This is a genomic window from Dyadobacter sp. 3J3, assembly GCF_009801115.1.
In the GTDB taxonomy this organism is placed as follows: Bacteria; Bacteroidota; Bacteroidia; order Cytophagales; family Spirosomataceae; genus Dyadobacter.
The window spans coordinates 33,704-54,218 of sequence record NZ_VTOL01000013.1; the positions used below are offsets into that span (position 1 = coordinate 33,704).

Below are 20,515 nucleotides of genomic sequence, written 5' to 3' on the forward strand. Positions count from 1 at the left end.
TTATGCTAAAAGACTAAAATTTTTTCGGATAAAAATGAAAAGTCTATATCATTACAGATCGTGGTTGATACGAATCATTTCCAGCGTTTCATTATTGAAGAACTACTTTTCGATTTCTCTTCCCCCACTTATATTGATGCGTCCAGTAAGCAACTTTCATCGATAAAAAACCGATTCCGGCACCTACAAGCACATCACTGATGTAGTGTCTGTTATTAGCAACGCGTAAGAGTCCCACCGAAGATGCAACCGTATAAGACGCATAAGGCATCCATTTGTAGCGATCTTTATATTCCTCGCTTAAAAAAGTTGCCGCAGCAAAAGCCTGAGTGGTATGGCCGGAGGGGAAAGAAGTATAGGCACTGCCGTCAGGGCGAAGTTCATGGGTCATTTTTTTTAAAAGTGTAGCCGTTCCTATGGCCAGGATTTCACCTTTCAATAAAATTACAGATCGGTTCATGAAATCTGTTTTAGATTTTATACCGATCGCATCAAGTCCATACGCTATTGCCAAAGGCGAAAATTGCAGGTAATCATCGAGGTGCGTTTTGAATTTTGGTATATACTCATTCCGCTCTTCAGCTACCTCATTTTTAAAAGATTCCTTCGAATGCCCGTTAGCCAATAGTCCTGCTAAAACAACTAAACCTGGTGTATAAAGCTGTTTTGTCGAAAAACGAATTTCATGATGCAGGCTGTCCGCAGTTTGGGAAAACGACGTTACCTGAAACAGAAAATAAAACGCTAAAACCAGGACAGATTTCATAAGCGAAGATTGAAGCTAAAAGATTAATTTTCAGAACTTGGGGCATTATGCAAAAAATCATTTCCCTGTTCTTTCCCTTTTTTAAATTCGAGCTTTCCAAATTTATAGGTCAGGCTGATTCCGAAAGAACGATACGGTACAAGGACAGTGTTTGTGGCCACGTAATTTCCTGTTTTAACAGTAGTAACCTGGCTTATATATTTGGTAAACGGATTCGTCGCCGTAAAACCAATACTGGCGTTTTTATGGTAAAACTGCTTTCTGAATGCAAAGTTGTAGGTAAGCTGCTGCGGTCTTTTTCCCTGGATTGTATTGATGGCAGAAGAGTAATTTCCAAAACCTTCCAGACTCAAATCTTTTGGCAATTGGTACGTAGCATTCAGGTTAAAGCGCCAGTTTGTTCCGTTGGTAACATTCCCGCCAAGGAGATTATTAACCACGCGCTTCTGTGTCACAACAAAATTTCCTCTCAGATTCAGGTGATCAGTGATCGGCATGGAACCTGACAAACTTACGCCGGAGTTATATTCAGTACCAATATTTTGACGATTGGTAACCGAAACATTCTGATAAGTTGAGTCGCCGATCATGTAGGTTGGGTAGAAAGTAGTGTAAGGTTTAACGTCGCTGGTATTGATCCGTTCAATTAAAGCAACGTAAACACTTCCTCCATTTTTGAAAGGTTTGTTATAACCAATTTCAAAATTGTTTCCGATTTCGGGTTTCAAAAGCGGATTTCCGGCGGTGATATTGTAAGGGTCGCTCAGGTTCATAAACGGATTGATTTCCCGGTATTCTGCTCTTTCGATTCGGCGTGTAAAAGCAAATTTAACTGACTGGTCATCCTTGAAATTATGGGAGAAAATAAGAGAAGGAACCAGATTGTTGTAAGAAGGAATCGTCGTATTAGGATAATCAATTTTTACATCTGTATGCTCAAATCGCGCCCCTGCCTTGATATTCAGCCAGTTGAACATTGAAAAAGTCGTTGACAAATACCCCGCATAAATCTTCATGTTGTAGCTCAATTGATAAGACTGTGTTGGGTCGTGGACAAACTGGTTTTGAACCGGCGTGAAAACGCTGATATCCGCAATACTTTTTATATCCTGCAAAACTGTTTTTACACCGGTTTCGATGATAAATCCTTTTTTAATTGGATGCGCGTAATCAATGGAAATATTGGTCTGTTTGTCATTTCCAGGGGTATTTCCCATTGTACCGGAGTTGGCAAAAGATTCGCCGTTATAGCTTTGGATCTGACTATAATTATTACGTGGTTTTCCAAAACTGGAACTGTAAAGCACATTCAGTTCCTGTCCTTCTTTTTTTAATTTTTTGATATAATTCAGACTCCAGTCAAAAGCACCAATGCTGTTTTTACTGGATGAATTTCGTAGAATATCCTGGGCCAAAGTGGGGATTCCTGCCTGGTTGTACGTTGTTTGATTGATATTGGTAAGGCCGCTTCCGCTACTGCTGAAACTGTTATAGCCAAAAGATCCGATCAGATTGTCTTTTTTGCTAATCGTCCAGTCGAAACCGAGACCTGAACGGTAACCGCTTCTTTTAAAATCCTGAAAACCGTTTTGCAGAAGGCGGGTTGTAGTCGTGTCGGATACATTGTTGGACAGTCGATCCTGAGTACTAGGTGTTCTGGAACTTAGCTGCTTATTTCCACTAAAAAAGGCGTTGATCCCAAAATTATTTTTTCTGAAATTCAGGTTGGCAGATCCGTTTTGCAGTCTCGTTCCTCCCGTCAGGCTGACGTTTCCATTAATTCCCTGCAACTTGTTATCTTTCAGTATAATGTTAATAATTCCCCCGGTTCCCTGTGCATCATATTTGGCACCCGGACTTGTGATTGCTTCAATACTTTTGATCTGGCTGGCCGGAATTGAGGAAAGGGCATCGGTAAGGCTGTTTCCAAAAACGCTGGATGGTTTTCCATTTATTAAAAAACGCACATTCGGATTTCCCTGAAGTTCAACATTTCCATCAATATCCACCGAAACCTGTGGTACCTTTTTCAGAACATCAAGTGCAACTCCAGCCTGGGAAGTAATATCATTCGCGGCGTTGTAAACAATTTTATCAATCTGGTTTTCAACAATGGTTTTGTTTCCCGTCACGGTCACTTCTTCCAAAATATTTACCGTTGGCGTTAAAGTTATTGTATTGAATGAAACGGTTTTTGAAGAGCCCGAAATGATCACATCTTTTATTACTTTTTTCTGGTAGCCAATAAAATCCACAGTGACAATAAAAGTGCCGGTTGGCAATTGGGTAATTTCAAAATATCCGGATGTATCCGTCACGGCTCCGTTAACTATAGTATTTGTTTGTTGATTGGTAATTCCCACGGAAGCATATTCAACGGGACGGTTTGTGGTGGCGTCCTGTATTTTGCCGGTTACTTTATAGTTTTGCTTACTTTGGGAATGAGCGCTTACAACAACGAGAAAGAAAAAAAATACGCTCAAAAATGTTGGCTTCATAGCTAATGTTAAAATATGTAGCGCAAACGTAAAACCCAATTCTGAATTTTTTCGGAAAAAACTTGCCTTGTGAAAGTTATTAGAGAAATTAATGATAATTTAATATGAGCCGAAGCGAAATTTTTAGCTAATTATTTCGGGTTACAAATTTGACTTTTTCTATTTTGTCAACTTTCTAAATCATAGTTCTTTACAATCCGGAACTTATTTATTCGCGGTCGGTGTTAGCAAAATATATCAGAAAATTTGGAAATGATTACTACCGCTTTGGAATCCTGTATAAATGGATGTTGCCGGAAAATCAGTTTGAATTATTATGTATAGATTTAACGCTGAGTATTCCGGATAGTTATTTTTACAATATTTCTTTTGTGTACCTTTTTCATTACTAAATCTATGCTGTCAGGCAACCGGAAAGCTTTAATTGTTTTTCTGTGTACAATCGGTGCAAATGTATTTTCTCAAAGCCTCAAACCAGGCTTAACGGGTATGGCTCCATCCAAATGGATGACAATGCGGTATACGCATTCGCCTGGTAAAGTGTATGATTTTCCTAACGCAGGTGCTAAAAAATTTACGCATGAGGAATATTATTTCAGAGCCTGGCTGCCTGTTGTCCATAGCGATAAAGTGACCATTCTGATGGGCCCAAATTATCGGACAGAGCAATTTGAGATAAAAACTCCGGGAGACAATCCAATCCAGAAAATGGGTGGCTGGAATCTTCGTTCCTTTGGGATGGATGTTAATGCGATCGTAAAACTGGATAGTACTTCCTGGCTTGTTACCACTTCAAATTTTAGTAAAAGCGGCAATTTTGATGATCTGACTTTCAAACAAGTTCCAATTAACTATACTGTTTCAGCGACTTTTCTCCGTAAAAAATCTGCCAATAAGGAAATCGGATTTGGCGCGATGCTGAACAAAAGCTACAAACTGACCGTGCTGCCGGTTTTTGTGTTTAATTATAATTATGCCGACAACGCGGGTATTGAAATGATGCTGCCAAAAAGAATAGCATGGAGAAGAAATTTGTCGCCTAATGACATCATTTATTTGAAAGCAGAAACAGTAAGCCGAACCTATTATGTGAATTCGTCAAACAATGATTTGCCAGGTGTATACCGCCGTGTGGATGTTGATATGGGTATAAGTTATAATAAGAAACTGGGTAACTTTGGAGGGGTTGATATTATGGCAGGGTATAGAAAAAATTTAAGTACGAAAATGGTTGAAGGTGGCATTCCTATAAAAACATCAGGTCTGGCGGTTACAGTTGATTTTTACATTCAACCTCCAAGATTTCATAAAAAGAAATAATAATCTGATATAGTTTTAATTTAAAAATTCCAGAAACACGAGCTCATCGCTTTTGTTTTTGGAATTTTTTTTAACCTGATTTTAAGTGATTATTAATTGACTGAATGTTAGATTCTAAAACAATTCAAAATTGGCTCGAAGGTTTACTTTGACTTATTACTTCTTCCTGAACGTTTAGCATCCTACGTTCCACATCCATGGAATAATTTCTTTATTGTTGTTTAAGATGATTAGCAGCTTTGCTAACATTAATGGTTCACGCAAAACAAAAAAGTTAAAAACGCAAAGTGCACCAAGAAAAAGCTTAGCGATCTCTGCGCTTAACTTTTTTGCTTTGGGTGAAAAAGAAGGTACTAGAAATATACGGATTTAAGTATGTCCATTTGATTATTTACTATTATCGTTTCAATCAATTTTTAATAATTTCCTTTCGGTGCGCTAATCCCCAAAAGTGCAATTCTTCCATTACCTTTTCAAGCGACTTTCCGTGCTCGGTAATCGTGTATTCTACGGTTGGAGGAAATGTGTCATAAACATCCCTTTTAAGCAATTTATTGGCTTCCAGATTTTTTAATTCTTTGGACAGCGTTTTGTCCGTAATTCCGGTTACTTCCTTCGATATTTGCTTAAATCGTCTCGGGCCAGCTGACAAAGCAAACAAAATCAAAAGTTTCCATCGACCTTCCAGAGCTTCCAAAGCATCACGTATAGAAAGGGCAGTTTTTGGGCATCCACCTGTGGTCAGCATTTATTTGTGGTTTTAAATTTCACGATACTATCCCTTTGGATAGCACTATCCAAAGTGGAAGCGCTATCAAATGGAAAGTAAATATAACTAGGTTTGCTGCATAAATAAAAAACTTATCACGACATGACTGAACAGCAGAAACACTCAAAAACAATGAACATTATCCTGTGGATGGCACAGGTAATCTTAGCAGCCTTTTTCATGATGGGCGCTGTGATGAAATTTATGCCAATCGAAAAAATATCGTCTATGATGCCCTGGACTGGACAACTGGCACCATTTATTGTAAGACTTCTCGGCTTAATCGATTTGCTCGGTGCAATTGGTTTAATTCTTCCATCCTTAATCAAAATAAAACCACAGCTGACATCGTGGGCTGCTATCGGGATTATTTTGATGATGATTTCTGCAATCATTTTTCATGTTTCGAGAGGTGAAGGATCGGTGATTGGGATGAATTTGTTTTGTAGTGTTTTGGCTGGGTTTGTGGCTTGGGGGAGATTTGAGAAGGGGTGACTTCAATAAATTTTTAGTCACAGATATTATGCAGTCGGCAAGAATCAAACTTAATTAAAGATTTCAAAATGAAAAGATCTCATTTTGAGTTCATTGATTGAGAAGAAAAGTTTTTCTAGTTAAGGTTGATATGGATTCATAGAGGATTGTCTTTTTCTTAATATACTCAAAATATTAGATTAAATCGAATTGCTTATATCTGCATTACAACACTAATAATTTTGTAATCAACCACAATTCACACAGATATAACCAAGATTATTTTTTCCCGATAATACAAAATCCTATCTTGACGCAGTTTAGTATCAACCATAATTTTTAAATCTAAAAACATGGCTAAGATCACTGTAAAAGACGGTACCGAGATTTTTTATAAAGACTGGGGAACGGGACAACCGATAGTTTTTCATCACGGATGGCCATTATCGGGCGACGATTGGGATGGACAAATGATGTTTTTCCTGAGCCAGGGATACCGGGTTATTGCGCATGACCGCAGAGGCCATGGAAGATCCTCCCAGACTTCTGAAGGACATAATATGGATACTTACGCGTCGGATGTAGCGGAACTTATAAAGGCACTTGACCTGAAAGACGCGATCCACGTGGGTCACTCGACGGGTGGGGGAGAAGCGATTCACTATGCAGCCAAGTTTGGACAAGGACGAGTGGCGAAAGTTGTACTGATCAGTGCCGTTACGCCCTTGATGGTCCAAACGGCCGATAATCCAGACGGTGTTCCCATGTCTGTATTTGATGAAATACGTGAAGGAACTGCTACAAAAAGAGCGCAATACTTTCAGGATTTTACAATTCCTTTTTATGGATATAACCGTGAAGGAGCAACAATATCTCAGGGCATCCGCGATAACTGGTGGCGCCAGGCTATGATGGGTGGAATTAAGGCTCATTATGACGGAATCAAAGCCTTTTCGGAAACAGATTTTACAGAAGATCTTAAAAGCGTGGATTTCCCGGTATTGGTTTTGCACGGAGAAGATGACCAGATTGTCCCATTCCCAATTTCCGGCGCAAAAGCGGTAAAACTTTTGAAAAATGGAAAGCTGATTTCATACCCTGGTTTTCCACACGGTATGCCTGCAACAGAAGCCGCTACGATCAATAAAGATCTTTTGGATTTTTTTAAATCCTGACCGAGGAAGTGAACTAGTGAGTCAGGTAAATCAACATAAAAAAATTGCGTTGCTTTATGACCGTTTGGCATTAGGCAACGCAACGTTTTTGTAAAACCAAATCAGAATTTGTTATTACTTAATTGCGGCAATAGCAGCAGTGTAATCCGGCTCCTGGCCAATTTCCGGAACCTGTTGTTCGTAAACAATCTTACCTTCCGGATTGATTACGATTACAGCACGACTTAGTAAACCTTTCATCGGGCCATCTGCGATTTGAACGCCATAAGCTGTTCCAAAATCTGTTCTGAAATCCGAAAGCATAACAACATTATTGATTCCTTCTGCTCCACAAAAAGCTTTTTGAGCAAAAGGAAGGTCTTTGGAGATGCAAAGCACAGTTGTATTTTTCAGGCCCGCAGCATCTTCATTGAATTTTCTTACCGATTTGGAGCAAACACCCGTATTGACACTTGGGAAAATGTTCATGATAATATATTTTCCTTTGTATTCTGCTAACGATTTGTCTTTCAGATCAACGCCGGTTAATGTTGAATTTTTAACCTCGGTTCCAACAGCAGGCAGTTTTCCAACGGTATGTATCGCATTTCCGCCCATCGTAATGGCAGTACCTATTTGTGCAAACGAGCTGGCTGTTACGAAAACGCCAAGAAGTCCTATAAAAAGAATTTTAACGGTAGATGAAGATTTTTTTACGCTGGTCATGTAGATTGATTTGTTAAAAAATGAATGTCCGAATGTACAAATTAAACAAATGTATTTACTTATTTGTCCGGCTTTCTGAATAATTTGGTTTAAACACCCTTGTTTAAAATTATTGATATCCTGTAACCATTGAAAAGCCTCGGATTTCAAATAAGGCTTTATATCTGCATTTCGTGTACTACCGTCATCGAAATAACATTCAAGAAAATATCCTTTGAGGACTTTTAATTTTTCGATTATTCTTATCATCGAAGTGTGTTTAATTTCTATAAATATACTTCATCTATCCGATATCAAGAAAATTGAGAGTTTTTACCCGGAGATTTTAAGCTATTAGGAATACCATCTCCAATATTCCTTTTACCCAAGTCCGAAGGACTGACATTATTATAGAAGATTTAAATCTCCTCCTCATTTTTTTAACCACGAAGTGGTGGCATAAATCTATTTGTATATTCTAATCGATACTAAAACCCAACCTCCCCAATTCCGGCTACAACAAAAGTAGATTCAGCTACTTCCACCGGTTTTCTGTTGCCGAAATTTGTATAGGATGTAATCATTGCCCAGTTGGAATTGCTGCTGACGTATTCCGACCGGTTTTGTAGCCGACAGTTTATAACCAGAAATATCACTAACCACAAAATTTTAAACCGGCGGGAAGAAATTCTATCAGCATATTTTGATAGTGACGCTATGGAAAAAAATGGATTGCCTTCCGTTCAGTATATTGCAGAGGCTTTAAATACTTCACCAAATTATTTAAGCGGATTGCTCAAATCCCTGACTGGCCAGAGTACGCAACAGCATATTCATGACAAATTGATTGAAAAAGCGAAAGAAAAATTATCTACGACAGAGCTGTCAGTAAGTGAAATTGCCTACGCACTGGGATTTGAACATTCGCAGTCGTTTAGTAAATTATTTAGAAACAAAACCAATCTCTCTCCTTTGGAATTCCGGCAATCTTTCAATTGACCGAGGTATTGCACTGATTAAGTGAGCGATTAAACAATATGTCAATTACTATTGGTAAATGGCTTTCGAAATCCTTGATTTTGGAAGCCATTTCTTTTTTGAAAACAGCCATAACTTCAAATATTTTTAAATGCTTTTTTAACTTATTGATACCCTATTGGCTGAAGGTATCATTAAAACAGGATGTCTGGAAAAGCATAAGTTTACAAGATTGGATCTGTGAATAACCATTTGGAAATAGTCTCCAATCTGACGCGTTGTAGCATTACCGCATGTATTAAAAATCCCATAATTGCCAGTACACAATACGTAACCGACTTATCAGACATTGGTTAAAGCCACCCATTTTTCTGCGAAAAAGGAATATGATTTTTTATAGAAGTGAAAATGTGTCCAATCGAAAACTTACGTTTTCAGTATTTAAATAATCACATTCAGTTTCAGTAATTCATAAAAATTGTTTTGTCATATTTAATATTGGCAGATTAATACGCTCGCTAATGTTTGATGATATTTTAATTCCATTTTAATTTAGCTTTAATACCATGCTAATCAATATTGACGCTATTTGTACCCGGGACTCAACCATTACTGAGCAACGACCTCAATTAAGATTAAAGTTTTGCGGCTAATGATAAAGAAAATTAGATTCATATTACCATTGTTTATTGTATTGTTGAGTGGATATATTCAACATATCGGACGTGGATACAACGAATCTTTTTTCCTTTCCGCAATAAAAGATTTCGAAGGTTGTGTATTCCCTGACTTCGTTAGTCTGCCTGGTAATCAGGGCATGTTAATCCAATCTTTGCCATCCGGATCCGAAGACGGAAATGTCAAAAATCATGCAACGGCAATTGAGGAAAAGGATGAGGAATTGGTTGCCTTCAAAAGATATCTGGAATTCAGTTATGAATTTTTTACTCCATTTTTCACACACACTCCGGTAGGTTTTCGCCACTTTGTCAAGCGACGATTATTTTGCTCTAAAGATTTTTGTTATTTTCAATCATATAAAGTGCTGTATCTTTTTTTTAAAGTTTTCAGGATTTGATAAAAAATTTGACAAGAATGCAAGTTACTAGTTCTGCCTCATTTACGATATAGTTTAATATAACGTTCAGCAGGAAAGGTGCTTAGGTGTGTTAAGAGCTACATACTTTTAAGATGAATTACCAAAAACTCATATAGTATTAAATAACAAAATCGTCATGAAGAGAATTCTCATGGTCATTAGCTTGTGTGCGTTGTTGCTACATACAAGCTGTGAATCAAAAAAGGAAGAAAAAGAAGAAGAAGTGGATTATCAGGTTACCAGCCCTTTGCAAAAAGATACACTGGTTACTAAGGAGTATGTCGCTCAAATTCATGCTATTAGCCATATTGAGCTGAGAGCTTTGGAAAAGGGTTATCTTCAGAAAATCTATGTGGACGAGGGACAGTCGGTAAAGAAAGGCCAGCTTATGTTTCAGATCATGCCGATGATCTATCAGGCAGAAGCACAAAAAGCTCAGGCAGAGGCTAATTTCGCAGAAATTGAATACAAAAACACAAAGTCGCTTGCCGATAGCAATGTTGTTTCCAAAAACGAACTTGCATTAGGAAAAGCCAAATTTGATAAGGCAAAAGCAGAACTTGGATTAGCCAATGTCCATTTAGGATTTACTGAGATCCGTGCTCCATTCAATGGTATCATGGATCATTTCCAGGGACGACTTGGAAGTCTTGTGAATGAAGGCGATTTGCTTACAACATTATCAGACAACAGTAAAATGTGGGTTTACTACAATGTACCGGAAGCTGAATATCTTGATTACAAAACCAAGATAAGCAAAGAAGGTCCATTGAAAGTAGAATTGTTAATGGCTAACAATAAGCTGTTTGATTATCCGGGTTATGTTGAAACTATTGAAGCTGACTTTAATAATGAAACAGGAAATATCGCTTTCAGAGCTACTTTCCCTAATCCAAAAGGTTTGTTGAGACATGGTGAAACAGGTAATATCCAGGTGAAACTTCCGTACAAAAACGCACTTATCATCCCTCAGAAAGCTACTTTCGAGGTTCTTGAAAAGAAATATGTCTATGTGATTGATAAAGACAATGTTGTTAAATCAAGAGAAATAACGATAGCAGCCGAATTGCCGCACATTTTTGTCGTTAAATCAGGGCTGAATAAGAGTGACAAAATCCTTCTTGAAGGTTTACGTCAGGTACACGAAAATGAAAAAATTCATACAAAATTCGTGAAGCCTGATTCTGTTATCTCTCATTTAAGCCTATATGCCGAATAGTTAGGTATTTTAAAAAGCAAAAGACATGTTCAATCAATTCATACGAAGACCTGTATTCGCTATTGTGATCTCGATCATGATAGTCTTTATAGGCGTCCTGGCGATTGAGAAATTACCCATTTCTCAATTCCCGGACATTGCACCAACAACAGTAAACATCTTTATCGCTTATCCGGGAGCAAGTGCTGATGTGCTAGTGAAATCCACATTGATTACCCTGGAACAGGCTATTAACGGTGTTCAGGATATGCGTTATATTGCTACCGATGCAACCAGTGCTGGTGAAGCCACGCTGAGGATTATCTTCGAGCCCGGGACCGACCCGAACGTGGCGGTTATCCGGGTAAAAACGAGGGTGGATCAGGTTATGCCTCTTTTGCCGGAACTTGTTCAGCGTGAAGGGGTTATTATCTCGCCAGTTCAGCCTAGTATGTTGATGTACGTCAATCTTTATTCAAAAGCAAAAGGTTTTGATGAGAAATTCCTTTTCAACTACGCTACTGTAAAAATGATTCCTGAGATCCAACGGACCAAAGGTATCGCGAGAGCACAAATATTGGGTAGTAGAAGATATGCGATGCGTCTTTGGTTGAATCCCGAGCGTATGCGTGCTTATAGTATTTCGACGGAAGAAGTAATGAAGGCAGTTGGCGAACAAAGTATCGTTGGTCGCCCGGGCCGGATCGGTCAAAGCTCCGGTATTGCTGCGCAGTCACTGGAATACGTACTTACTTATAAAGGTCGGTTTGATAAACCGGAAGAATATGAAGATATTATTATTCGTGCCAATTCAAAAGGTGAAAGTATTCACCTTCGGGACATCGCCAGGGTTGAATTGGGTAGTGAATTTTTTGATATTTATTCTAACCTTGATGGCCATCCTTCCGCGGCTATTGTATTGAGACAAAACTATGGTAGTAATGCCAGTGATGTAATTGAGGAAGTAAAAAAGAAGCTTGAAGTGATGAAGGAATCTTTCCCTCCGGGAGTGGATTACAAAATCAGTTATGACGTTTCCAATTTCCTTGATGCCTCTATCGAGCAGGTTATTGATACCCTGCGTGATGCCTTTATTCTTGTTGCCCTGGTAGTATTCGTATTCCTTGGCGACTGGCGTTCAACTTTGATTCCGATCCTTGCGGTTCCGGTATCACTCGTCGGGGCGTTCTTTGTGATACAGGCCTTTGGACTTTCGATCAACTTGATCACGCTGTTTGCCCTTGTACTTGCTATTGGTATCGTGGTTGATGATGCGATTGTCGTCGTCGAGGCCGTCCATGCCAAGTTTGAAGAAGAGCCCGGGATATCACCCTTTAATGCAGTGAAAAAAGTGCTTTCCGAAATCAGTGGTGCAATTATCGCGATCACAGCTGTAATGGTTTCGGTGTTTCTTCCGATTTCGTTCATGTCTGGTCCAGTTGGTACTTTCTACCGGCAGTTTTCGATCACGATGGCTAGTTCCATTGTAATTTCGGCCTTGATCGCCTTGACCCTTACTCCGGTATTGTGCGCCATGTTGCTTCAAAATCATCATGGACATGAGAAGAAGAAAAATATTCTTACAAAAGCACTGGATAGTTTCAACCGTGTCTTTGATAAACTTACGGGTAGATATGTAAGCCTGTTGAAAAGAATCGTTAGCCGTAGATTTGTTACCTGGGCTGTATTGCTGGTTTTCTGTGCCGGAATTGTTTTTGTGAATAAAATTCTGCCAGCAGGTTTTATCCCGAATGAGGATCAGAGTACGATTTATGCCATTATTCAGACCCCTCCGGGTTCTACTCTTGAAAAAACGAATGAGGTTTCACGACGTCTTCAAAAGATCTGCGAAGAAGTGGGTGGAATCGAATCGGTATCTTCTCTTGCAGGTTACGAGATCATGACAGAGGGACGGGGTTCTAACGCCGGTACTTGTTTGATCAACTTGAAATCGTGGCACGACCGCGACAAAAACGTGAAGGAGATCATGGAAGAACTGGAAGCAAAAACAAGAGGACTTGGCGCCGTTGTTGAATTCTTTGAACCGCCTGCAATTCCTGGTTTTGGTACATCCGGTGGTTTCTCAATGCGTTTGTTAGATAAAAATTCTGAAACAAATTACAGCGAGTTTGATAAGATCAACAAGAAGTTCATGGCAGATCTTGCTAAACGTCCTGAACTAACCGGTTTGTTTACTTTCTTCGCTGCGAATTATCCGCAATATGAATTGAAGATTGATAACCAGCTTGCCATGCAAAAAGGAGTTTCTATCGGAAAAGCAATGGATAACCTTAACATCATGATCGGTAGTACATACGAACAAGGTTTTACCAGATTTAACCAGTTCTTTAAAGTTTACGTACAATCGGATCCAAGTTTCAGAAGACTTCCATCGGATCTTTTAAAGCTTTTTGTTAAAAATGATATGGGAGAAATGGTGCCTTATTCGTCTTTTATGACGCTTAAAAAAGGTCAGGGACCAAATGAAATTACCCGTTTCAACTTGTACAATTCAGCAGCGATCCAGGGTCTTCCGGCCAAAGGTTACACAACAGCTGATGCCATCCAGGCGATTCGTGAAGTGTCGGCCAAAACATTACCAAAAGGATACGATATCGCGTTTGAAGGTCTTTCTTATGATGAATCGATTCGTGGAAATGAGTCACTTGTGGTATTCATGATCGTATTAGCGTTCGTATATTTTGTATTGGCAGCGCAGTATGAAAGTTTCATTATTCCTTTTGCAGTAGTATTATCGCTGCCGGTTGGGGTATTTGGTTCGTTCTTGCTTCTAAAACTGATGGGACTTGAAAACAACATTTATGCTCAGATCGGGCTTATCATGTTGGTTGGTTTGTTAGGTAAAAATGCGGTACTGATCGTAGAATTTGCCGTCCAGAAACGGTCGCAGGGAGAGACGATCCTGAACGCGGCCATCGAAGGAGCCAAAGTTCGTTTCCGTCCTATCCTGATGACATCATTCGCATTCGTTGCCGGTTTGATACCTTTGATCAGTGCAACAGGTGCAGGAGCTATTGGTAACCGTACGATCGGTGCTTCGGCCATGGGTGGTATGTTATTCGGAACGATTTTCGGGGTAATCATCATTCCTGGATTGTACTTTATATTTGGCACTTTGGCCGATGGTAGAAAAATGATCAAAGATGAAGAAGATGGCTCATTGTCTGAACAATTTGTTCATGCGATCGATGCTTTCCCTCAAACTAATGAACCTCATAACGATGCGCAATAACAGAATATTAAGTTGGGTCGGGATAGCATTTATATCTCTAACTTACACCGCTTGTAAGGCACCAACTCTGGTAACGAAAACTGAAAATAAAGCAGTACCTGTGAGCTATAACAGCTCACAGGACTCAACGAATGCCGGAAAGCTTTCCTGGAAGACGTACTTTGCGGATACTGCATTGGTGGCGCTTATCGATCAGGGATTACTGGGAAACCAGGAATTAAATATCACATTGCAGGAAATCCAGATTGCCAACAATGAAATTATGGCAAGAAAAGGGGAGTACATGCCTTTCGTGAATTTGGGTGGTGCAGCAGGTGTTGAAAAGGCATCACGGTATACACTTCCGGGTGCGACTGAGGAAATCACTGAAATAAAGCCCGGAAAGAAAACACCGGATCCATTATCCGATTTTCGTTTCGGCGCTACGGCTTCCTGGGAAATCGATATCTGGCATAAATTAAGAAATGCAAAAAAGGCAGCCGCTTACCGGTATCTGTCTTCTGTGGATGGTAAAAATTTCACGGTGACGAATCTTGTGTCAGAAATTGCCAGTAATTATTACGAACTACTAGCTCTGGACGCGCAGCTTGAAATTTTGCAGAGAAACATTGACATTCAGAACAACGCCTTGAGAATTGTCAAAATGGAGAAAGAAGCGACCCGTGTTACGGAACTGGCGGTTAAGCGGTTTCAGGCGCAGGTGCTAAATACTCAGAATCTGCAATATGATATCAGACAGAAGATTGTGGAATCTGAAAACCGAATCAACTTCCTTTTAGGCCGTTATCCGCAGCCGGTTGTGAGGACTCATCAGAATTTTGAAACATTGATGCCAACCATCATTCAGACCGGTATTCCTACTCAGTTACTGGAAAATCGTCCGGATGTTAAACAGGCTGAGAATGATCTTGCGGCTGCAAAATTGGATATTCAGGTTGCAAAAGCAAATTTTTATCCTCGTCTGGGTCTTTCAGCTGTACTTGGTTTTCAATCCTTCAATCCGGTTTATCTTGCAAAAATGCCAAAGTCGATCATAACATCGATTGCAGCAGATATGGCAGGTCCATTGATTAACAAAAACATGATTAAGGCGACCTATTACAGTGCAAACGCGAAACAAATACAAGCGGTTTATAATTATGAGCGTACTGTTTTGAATGCTTATATTGAAGTTGCCAATCAGATTTCAAGAATTGGTAACCTTGAAAAAAGCTACGATTTGAAAAAGAGCGAGGTGGACGCACTTAATGAATCAATCAACATCTCAAATCGTCTTTTCGCTTCGGCAAGAGCAGATTATATGGAAGTTCTTTTGACTCAGCGTGATGCGCTAGAATCAAGATTCGACCTTATTGAAACAAAAATGAACCAGATGAATGCAACGGTAAGTATCTATCGTGCGTTGGGTGGTGGATGGAGATAATAAAATGCTAAAAGTCATTAGCAGATTTATTTCCAAAATACAATCAAGAAATGGTTGCAAGAGCTCTAAAAAGCACTTGCAACCATTTCTTTTTCATAACCATCCACCTATACATGACAACTCTTGACAAAAAATGACAAATCCTGACCTAACTTTAACAACAACTTAATTCTCAGTAACTTCTAAATCCACACCAATTTCCGTATACTCCAAAATATCCCCGGGCTGGCAGTTCAAAACTTTGCATATAGCATCCAGTGTAGTAAACCGGATTGCTTTGGCCTTTCCAGTTTTAAGTACAGAAAGATTCGCAAGCGTCAGTCCAACTTTTTCAGAAAGCTCATTCAATGACATTTTTCGTTTAGCCATCATCACATCCAGATTCACGATTATAGGCATGGCTTATACGGTCAGGTCGTTTTCTGATTGCATTTCGACGCCACGTTTGAAAATCTGGGAAATGATAAACACCAATCCGGCCATAAAAATAAATTCTTCCGCTGACCTGGATTCACTTGTAATACCTGTTCTTTTTAACAACCAGCCAGCATGTTCGTTATTTAGCACGACAATGATCCATATCTCCAATAAAATGTAGCTAATCTTTTCAAGTAAACGGGCTACTTCACTTGTGAAAGGATTAGCCAGATTGACCTTGGAGAGGGCCTTGATGACCAGAAATAAAACAAATGCTTTCATTCCTGATATTGCGAGTACAAAGGAGACTGACATGGTGTATTGTCCAAGACTGAAAGCTCTAAGCTCCTGTAAATTGAGATTTTTGTACAGATTTTTCGCTGCTCCGGGATTAAAACAACTTACGACATAAGAAACCAGAATTGCTCCTGTTTCTATCATTAAACCAATAAATGCGATCCATGTCAGGACGTACATTACTTTTAAGATCTGTTTTGTTCTTGTATCAGTTTCCATAATAAGATTGATTGAATAATCAAAGGTAGATAAATATTTATTGTTTATCAATAAATAAAACATTTTAATCGATAAAATTGATCACACCATCAATCTGTCTAAAAAGTGTTAGAGTTGCTGTGGAAGCCGATTGTGCCCCATTATGAGTTTGTTAGTTTTCTGATGCTTGTTGAAGTCTAAATTGCACGCGGTATAGTTACAATAAATAACAAGTTTCCCGGATACAATTTGCTGCGTCTTAAACAATATTTTATTCTTTATTACAAGCATCGTAATAGGGAAGGCCCTGAATTATTAATAGCTAATTCAAATAACAATCCTTTTTTAAATTTTAAAGAGTTTGCATTTTCTTTATTGATATATAATTAAATGATTATCAGTTTAAACCAGACATTGCTAATATTGAAATGTATCCATTATTTATTTAGTAGCCAGCTTTTCTTTGCAAGGTAATTTTTAAGAAAGTAATTTGTGGTTATAAAACCTCAAATCTATCTGTGTAACATTTAACTTCCCTCATGAAATTTAATTTTAATTTACTTCAAATTCTATTATCACTTACCTTTTGTCAATCTGTTTACGCACAGAAAAACTATGAACCCGGATACATTGTAAAAGCGAACCGGGATACGCTTAATGGTACTATTGAGTATCTGAACTGGTCAAAAAATCCAGAGAAAATTAATTTCAAATCGGCTGTCAACGGCGCTGAAAAAATCTATGGTTTGGCTGAATTGTCTTCCTTTCAGGTACATGATGAAAATTACATAAAGGCATTTGTCGAGATAGACGACACCCCAAATAAAACCGGGGAACTTTCGACTTCTCCAATTCCAAAAAGTCATGCAGATACTGTTTTTTTAAGAGTGTTGGCCTCAGGCCCGAAGAGCTTGTTTTTTCTCAAAGGCGAGGAGGGAAGAGAGCACTTTTATATTAAAAATGATGCTAATTATGAAGCGCTGACCAGTTACCGTTATGAGTTTCGTCAGGATGATAAATCAGGCGTAGTGGTAATTGATACGTACAAACAGCAACTAAGTGAATATCTGGGCGATTGTCCTGCGGTGGTTGGAAAAACGGCGCTGCTGAATTATTCTCAAGCCGCTATCATGAGGTTATTTGAAATATATTATCAAAAATGTTCTGTAAAGAATTCGAACATAGTTTATAAAGCTGATGGCATTAAAACCGAATTTGGCGTCATTGCGGGGCTTTCTGTTACAAGATTAAATTTAAAGGGGCCAACTGCTGCGTTTATTATGAAAGGGAGTTTTCCTGTATCACGCCAGATTTCCGGAGGAGTGTTCCTGAATCTGGTCTTACCGCGTACACAGAAAAAGGTGTCTATTTATAATGAATTATTCTTTTCTTCATACAAAGTTACAAACCATACTGAAAAATATGTCAGTGACCAGGACCATTCCTACACGGATTTGAGCATAGGATATTCCTATCTGAAATTGAATAATATGGCCCGATATACCATTCCGCTTCGTGCGGTATCTTTGTTTTTAAATGCCGGAATTTCGAATGGATTTGCGCTGTCAGAGAACAATTATAACAAAACCGTAACCTATTTTTATTCAAATCAGGGAGGAGTTACAGAAGGTAAATTGATCAAGGAGACCAGGAAATATGAGCAAGGAATATTGTTTGGAATCGGTGGTATGGTCAAAAAGCTTTCTTTTGAGGTTCGTTGTGAGCGTGGTAATGGAATGTCGGCTTACAACGATCTGAGGACGGGCGTCAGACGGTATTACGCGCTGTTATCATACCGTTTAAAATAAAAAGCATCATTTCATGATCTGTTCTTTTTGTTATTTATTTAGATAGCTCAGACATTTAGAAAGATTTTTATAATTAAGAAATAGTTTATTCATGTAAGGCGTTTGGCTTAATAATATTAAGACGAGCTTGAATTATTAGTTGAATCTAAGTTATTTATTTAAAATTGCCATGTCAGATTCAGTGTTTCATCAAGGCGAGCTGTATGTTCAGCAAAGTACTGGTGAAGAATATTTTGCGATGCAGAATCGCTCAATTGTGAGGGATAGTATCGTGGGAGGTGCGCTTCATTTTGTGCTTAGCCAAAGTTTCTTTTTTGTATCAAGCAAAGATAAGGAAGGTATGCTCTGGGCTTCTGTACTTTCAGGAAATCCTGGTTTTCTGGACATACAGGATTCTCGCAATTTACTTTTAAATGTAGATTTTCTTAATTCCAATCCAGATGATATTTTCTGGAAAAACATACTGAATAACTCCTCGATCGGTCTGTTGTTTATTGAATTGGCATCACGCAGAAGGTTCAGGGTCAATGGCAATATCACCAAACCTGACAAACTTTGGAAGATTGAAATTGAACAGGCTTATCCAAATTGTCCAAAATATATTCAAAAAAGAAAAAGCATATCGCCTGATGCACTTGCCGAACCGGCGAGCAATGATATGAAAAAATGGATTGCAGAGGCGGATACAGTATTTGTAGCAAGTTCTGATAGTGATAATAATCTGGATGTGTCACACCGGGGCGGAAATCCTGGATTTATTTCATGGGCAGCGGAAAAACGTATTACGAATACCTGATTATAGTGGAAATTCGATGTTTATGACGCTGGGTAATTTTCATGAAAATCCGCAGGCAGGATTACTTTTTGTCAATTTCAACAATGGTGAAACGATGAAATTATCAGGCAAGGCAGAGATATTTTTAAACGATGAAGAAGCAGGTTCTTTTACAGGCGGAACAAACCGCTACTGGCATTTTCACATAGAAAAGGTGATTTTCGAAAAATCGATCAAAAATTTTTCGATGCAGCTTGTTGATTATTCACGGTATAACCCTTAACGTGATGATCTGATTGTATTTATTTTACTGATTAAATAAATAAAATTTAGGCAAGCAAATAGATGGAATCAGTTCACGATTTCCATTTATTTGCTTGCCCAGGATTTTAGTCCAATCAAACTGTTACCAATTAATTTCCCCGTTTTTTGGCCGACTCATCGTGAGATTCGTTGGCGGCATTTATTTTATCCTGTTCTGCCAAAACATCGTCCCACATGGTATCTCCACATTCTTCATTGACAAAAGGGAGTTGATCTTCTTCCACTTTGGGGATTGAGGTCACTAATCTTTCAGTTTCCATAAAATTGATTTTTCTTTATGATTTCACTATAACTTTTGTGCAATCGGGAAGTCAATCGGGACATTTGTGATTGCATACAAATAATTGGTGAATACCTTTTCAGCTACAACAAGTAATACATCAATTAGATTTTCCTGGGTATATCCTGCCTTAAAAAATTCTTCAATGACTGCCTCGCCTGCGTGGCCCTTATTTTCCGAAGCATTCTTTGTGAACTTCGCGAGCGCATCCAGTTTTTTATCAAAACTAGCCTGGCCTGTTCGGATTTCAAGTATTTGCTCATCAGTAAAACCATTCATTTTCCCGATGGCAGTGTGTGCGCTATTACAATAATCACAATTATTAACCTGGCTTGTCACCAGATTTACTACTTCTTTTTCCTTTGCTTTCAAAGAGCTTTTAGCCATGGATAAATTAAGAAATGTTGCCAATGCGTTTTGGGAAAGTGCCATGGCAGCATATAAGTTTGGGACCATCCCAATGCCTTTTTTTAAATTATCAAATAAAACCTGGTTAGAAGGACTAACTTCTTCTCTTGTTGGAACCTCGAAAGTTTTCATTTTTGGAAATGTTTTGTCTGTCGTTATTGACATTACAAAGTTGTGGGATCCGTATCCCTTAAAAAATGTAGATTATTCCCTAAGAATTGTCAAAATTCCCTTTTTATTCCAATAATAATTAATACCATTCAAGCCCTGATTAATACCGTATCCAATAGAAATCTCAGATTAACTTTACAGTTGGATATAGCAAACAAACGAAGAACTATTCATGTAAAAAATTCGGTTTGACGCGGGTA

Annotated in this window: 18 protein-coding genes and 1 pseudogene; 11 read left to right on the top strand and 8 right to left on the bottom strand. The window is 38.6% G+C overall.

Annotation, left to right across the window (positions count from 1 at the left end; translation table 11 throughout):
• Positions 1-91: 91 nt before the first annotated feature.
• The gene (locus FZF08_RS24440; protein ID WP_159474907.1) at positions 92-766 is read right to left on the bottom strand and encodes a phosphatase PAP2 family protein; all 675 of its coding nucleotides are present in this window, start codon (positions 764-766) and stop codon (positions 92-94) included.
• A gap of 23 nt (positions 767-789) precedes the next feature.
• Positions 790-3,264, bottom strand: a complete 2,475-nt coding sequence (locus tag FZF08_RS24445) for an outer membrane beta-barrel family protein (RefSeq protein WP_159474910.1) — start codon at positions 3,262-3,264, stop codon at positions 790-792.
• 396 nt (positions 3,265-3,660) lie between these two features.
• Here FZF08_RS24445 and FZF08_RS24450 point away from each other — a divergent pair, with 396 nt between their 5' ends.
• On the top strand, positions 3,661-4,584 hold the full coding sequence (locus tag FZF08_RS24450; RefSeq protein ID WP_229216680.1) for a DUF6268 family outer membrane beta-barrel protein: 924 nt from the start codon (positions 3,661-3,663) through the stop codon (positions 4,582-4,584).
• Between the two features lie 409 nt (positions 4,585-4,993).
• Here the strand turns inward: FZF08_RS24450 and FZF08_RS24455 are convergent, their stop codons facing one another.
• Entirely contained in the window at positions 4,994-5,332 is a 339-nt protein-coding gene (locus tag FZF08_RS24455; protein ID WP_159474913.1) for a helix-turn-helix domain-containing protein, read from the bottom strand.
• A gap of 123 nt (positions 5,333-5,455) precedes the next feature.
• Here FZF08_RS24455 and FZF08_RS24460 point away from each other — a divergent pair, with 123 nt between their 5' ends.
• Together FZF08_RS24460 and FZF08_RS24465 are read left to right on the top strand one after the other, a co-directional pair.
• Positions 5,456-5,848: a DoxX family protein gene (locus FZF08_RS24460; protein ID WP_159474915.1), complete on the top strand. Its 393-nt coding sequence runs from the start codon at positions 5,456-5,458 to the stop codon at positions 5,846-5,848.
• A 332-nt stretch (positions 5,849-6,180) separates the two neighbouring features.
• On the top strand, positions 6,181-7,002 hold the full coding sequence (locus tag FZF08_RS24465) for an alpha/beta fold hydrolase (protein ID WP_159474917.1): 822 nt from the start codon (positions 6,181-6,183) through the stop codon (positions 7,000-7,002).
• Positions 7,003-7,116: 114 nt separating this feature from the next.
• On the opposite strand, the gene tpx is transcribed toward FZF08_RS24465, so the two are convergent.
• A complete protein-coding gene (tpx, locus tag FZF08_RS24470) occupies positions 7,117-7,707 on the bottom strand; it encodes a thiol peroxidase (protein ID WP_229216681.1) in 591 nt (196 codons plus the stop codon).
• Positions 7,708-8,262: 555 nt separating this feature from the next.
• On the opposite strand from tpx, the pseudogene FZF08_RS24475 reads away from it, so the two are divergent.
• From FZF08_RS24475 to FZF08_RS24495, 5 genes and pseudogenes are all read left to right on the top strand, one after another.
• Positions 8,263-8,685, top strand: a pseudogene (locus tag FZF08_RS24475) (helix-turn-helix domain-containing protein); the annotation flags it as partial.
• Positions 8,686-9,316: 631 nt separating this feature from the next.
• On the top strand, positions 9,317-9,742 hold the full coding sequence (locus tag FZF08_RS24480) for a hypothetical protein (RefSeq protein ID WP_159474921.1): 426 nt from the start codon (positions 9,317-9,319) through the stop codon (positions 9,740-9,742).
• A 157-nt stretch (positions 9,743-9,899) separates the two neighbouring features.
• Positions 9,900-10,982 carry an efflux RND transporter periplasmic adaptor subunit gene (locus FZF08_RS24485; protein ID WP_159474923.1) on the top strand — a complete coding sequence of 361 codons (1,083 nt, stop codon included), beginning with the start codon at positions 9,900-9,902 and terminating at the stop codon, positions 10,980-10,982.
• Positions 10,983-11,007: 25 nt separating this feature from the next.
• Complete coding sequence (locus tag FZF08_RS24490; RefSeq protein ID WP_159474925.1) at positions 11,008-14,214, top strand: efflux RND transporter permease subunit; 3,207 nt, start codon at positions 11,008-11,010, stop codon at positions 14,212-14,214.
• Positions 14,204-15,637 carry a TolC family protein gene (locus FZF08_RS24495; RefSeq protein ID WP_159475217.1) on the top strand — a complete coding sequence of 478 codons (1,434 nt, stop codon included), beginning with the start codon at positions 14,204-14,206 and terminating at the stop codon, positions 15,635-15,637. Before FZF08_RS24490 ends, FZF08_RS24495 begins: the two co-directional genes overlap by 11 nt.
• A 165-nt stretch (positions 15,638-15,802) precedes the next feature.
• On the opposite strand, the gene FZF08_RS24500 is transcribed toward FZF08_RS24495, so the two are convergent.
• Together FZF08_RS24500 and FZF08_RS24505 are read right to left on the bottom strand one after the other, a co-directional pair.
• Complete coding sequence (locus FZF08_RS24500; RefSeq protein WP_159474927.1) at positions 15,803-16,036, bottom strand: helix-turn-helix transcriptional regulator; 234 nt, start codon at positions 16,034-16,036, stop codon at positions 15,803-15,805.
• Between the two features lie 3 nt (positions 16,037-16,039).
• Positions 16,040-16,570, bottom strand: coding sequence for a DUF2975 domain-containing protein (locus tag FZF08_RS24505; RefSeq protein ID WP_159474929.1), 531 nt, complete (start codon positions 16,568-16,570; stop codon positions 16,040-16,042).
• A gap of 518 nt (positions 16,571-17,088) precedes the next feature.
• Here FZF08_RS24505 and FZF08_RS24510 point away from each other — a divergent pair.
• The 3 genes from FZF08_RS24510 to FZF08_RS24520 all read left to right on the top strand — a co-directional run bounded on the left by FZF08_RS24510 (position 17,089) and on the right by FZF08_RS24520 (position 19,415).
• Positions 17,089-18,357: an outer membrane beta-barrel protein gene (locus FZF08_RS24510; protein ID WP_159474931.1), complete on the top strand. Its 1,269-nt coding sequence runs from the start codon at positions 17,089-17,091 to the stop codon at positions 18,355-18,357.
• Between the two features lie 169 nt (positions 18,358-18,526).
• Positions 18,527-19,153 (top strand): pyridoxamine 5'-phosphate oxidase family protein, encoded by a 627-nt coding sequence (locus tag FZF08_RS24515; protein ID WP_159474933.1) that lies wholly within the window; start codon positions 18,527-18,529, stop codon positions 19,151-19,153.
• A gap of 22 nt (positions 19,154-19,175) precedes the next feature.
• Entirely contained in the window at positions 19,176-19,415 is a 240-nt protein-coding gene (locus FZF08_RS24520; RefSeq protein ID WP_229216682.1) for a pyridoxamine 5'-phosphate oxidase family protein, read from the top strand.
• Between the two features lie 130 nt (positions 19,416-19,545).
• On the opposite strand, the gene FZF08_RS24525 is transcribed toward FZF08_RS24520, so the two are convergent.
• Together FZF08_RS24525 and FZF08_RS24530 are read right to left on the bottom strand one after the other, a co-directional pair.
• On the bottom strand, positions 19,546-19,716 hold the full coding sequence (locus FZF08_RS24525) for a hypothetical protein (RefSeq protein WP_159474937.1): 171 nt from the start codon (positions 19,714-19,716) through the stop codon (positions 19,546-19,548).
• Between the two features lie 26 nt (positions 19,717-19,742).
• Positions 19,743-20,276 carry a carboxymuconolactone decarboxylase family protein gene (locus FZF08_RS24530; RefSeq protein ID WP_159474940.1) on the bottom strand — a complete coding sequence of 178 codons (534 nt, stop codon included), beginning with the start codon at positions 20,274-20,276 and terminating at the stop codon, positions 19,743-19,745.
• Positions 20,277-20,515: the final 239 nt, after the last annotated feature.

Coding starts and splice junctions, on each gene's coding strand:
- FZF08_RS24440 (WP_159474907.1), bottom strand. CDS start 766: ATGAAATCTGTCCTGGTTTTAGCGTTTTATTTTCTGTTTCAGGTAACG.
- FZF08_RS24445 (WP_159474910.1), bottom strand. CDS start 3,264: ATGAAGCCAACATTTTTGAGCGTATTTTTTTTCTTTCTCGTTGTTGTA.
- FZF08_RS24450 (WP_229216680.1), top strand. CDS start 3,661: ATGCTGTCAGGCAACCGGAAAGCTTTAATTGTTTTTCTGTGTACAATC.
- FZF08_RS24455 (WP_159474913.1), bottom strand. CDS start 5,332: ATGCTGACCACAGGTGGATGCCCAAAAACTGCCCTTTCTATACGTGAT.
- FZF08_RS24460 (WP_159474915.1), top strand. CDS start 5,456: ATGACTGAACAGCAGAAACACTCAAAAACAATGAACATTATCCTGTGG.
- FZF08_RS24465 (WP_159474917.1), top strand. CDS start 6,181: ATGGCTAAGATCACTGTAAAAGACGGTACCGAGATTTTTTATAAAGAC.
- tpx (WP_229216681.1), bottom strand. CDS start 7,707: ATGACCAGCGTAAAAAAATCTTCATCTACCGTTAAAATTCTTTTTATA.
- FZF08_RS24480 (WP_159474921.1), top strand. CDS start 9,317: ATGATAAAGAAAATTAGATTCATATTACCATTGTTTATTGTATTGTTG.
- FZF08_RS24485 (WP_159474923.1), top strand. CDS start 9,900: ATGAAGAGAATTCTCATGGTCATTAGCTTGTGTGCGTTGTTGCTACAT.
- FZF08_RS24490 (WP_159474925.1), top strand. CDS start 11,008: ATGTTCAATCAATTCATACGAAGACCTGTATTCGCTATTGTGATCTCG.
- FZF08_RS24495 (WP_159475217.1), top strand. CDS start 14,204: ATGCGCAATAACAGAATATTAAGTTGGGTCGGGATAGCATTTATATCT.
- FZF08_RS24500 (WP_159474927.1), bottom strand. CDS start 16,036: ATGCCTATAATCGTGAATCTGGATGTGATGATGGCTAAACGAAAAATG.
- FZF08_RS24505 (WP_159474929.1), bottom strand. CDS start 16,570: ATGGAAACTGATACAAGAACAAAACAGATCTTAAAAGTAATGTACGTC.
- FZF08_RS24510 (WP_159474931.1), top strand. CDS start 17,089: ATGAAATTTAATTTTAATTTACTTCAAATTCTATTATCACTTACCTTT.
- FZF08_RS24515 (WP_159474933.1), top strand. CDS start 18,527: ATGTCAGATTCAGTGTTTCATCAAGGCGAGCTGTATGTTCAGCAAAGT.
- FZF08_RS24520 (WP_229216682.1), top strand. CDS start 19,176: ATGACGCTGGGTAATTTTCATGAAAATCCGCAGGCAGGATTACTTTTT.
- FZF08_RS24525 (WP_159474937.1), bottom strand. CDS start 19,716: ATGGAAACTGAAAGATTAGTGACCTCAATCCCCAAAGTGGAAGAAGAT.
- FZF08_RS24530 (WP_159474940.1), bottom strand. CDS start 20,276: ATGAAAACTTTCGAGGTTCCAACAAGAGAAGAAGTTAGTCCTTCTAAC.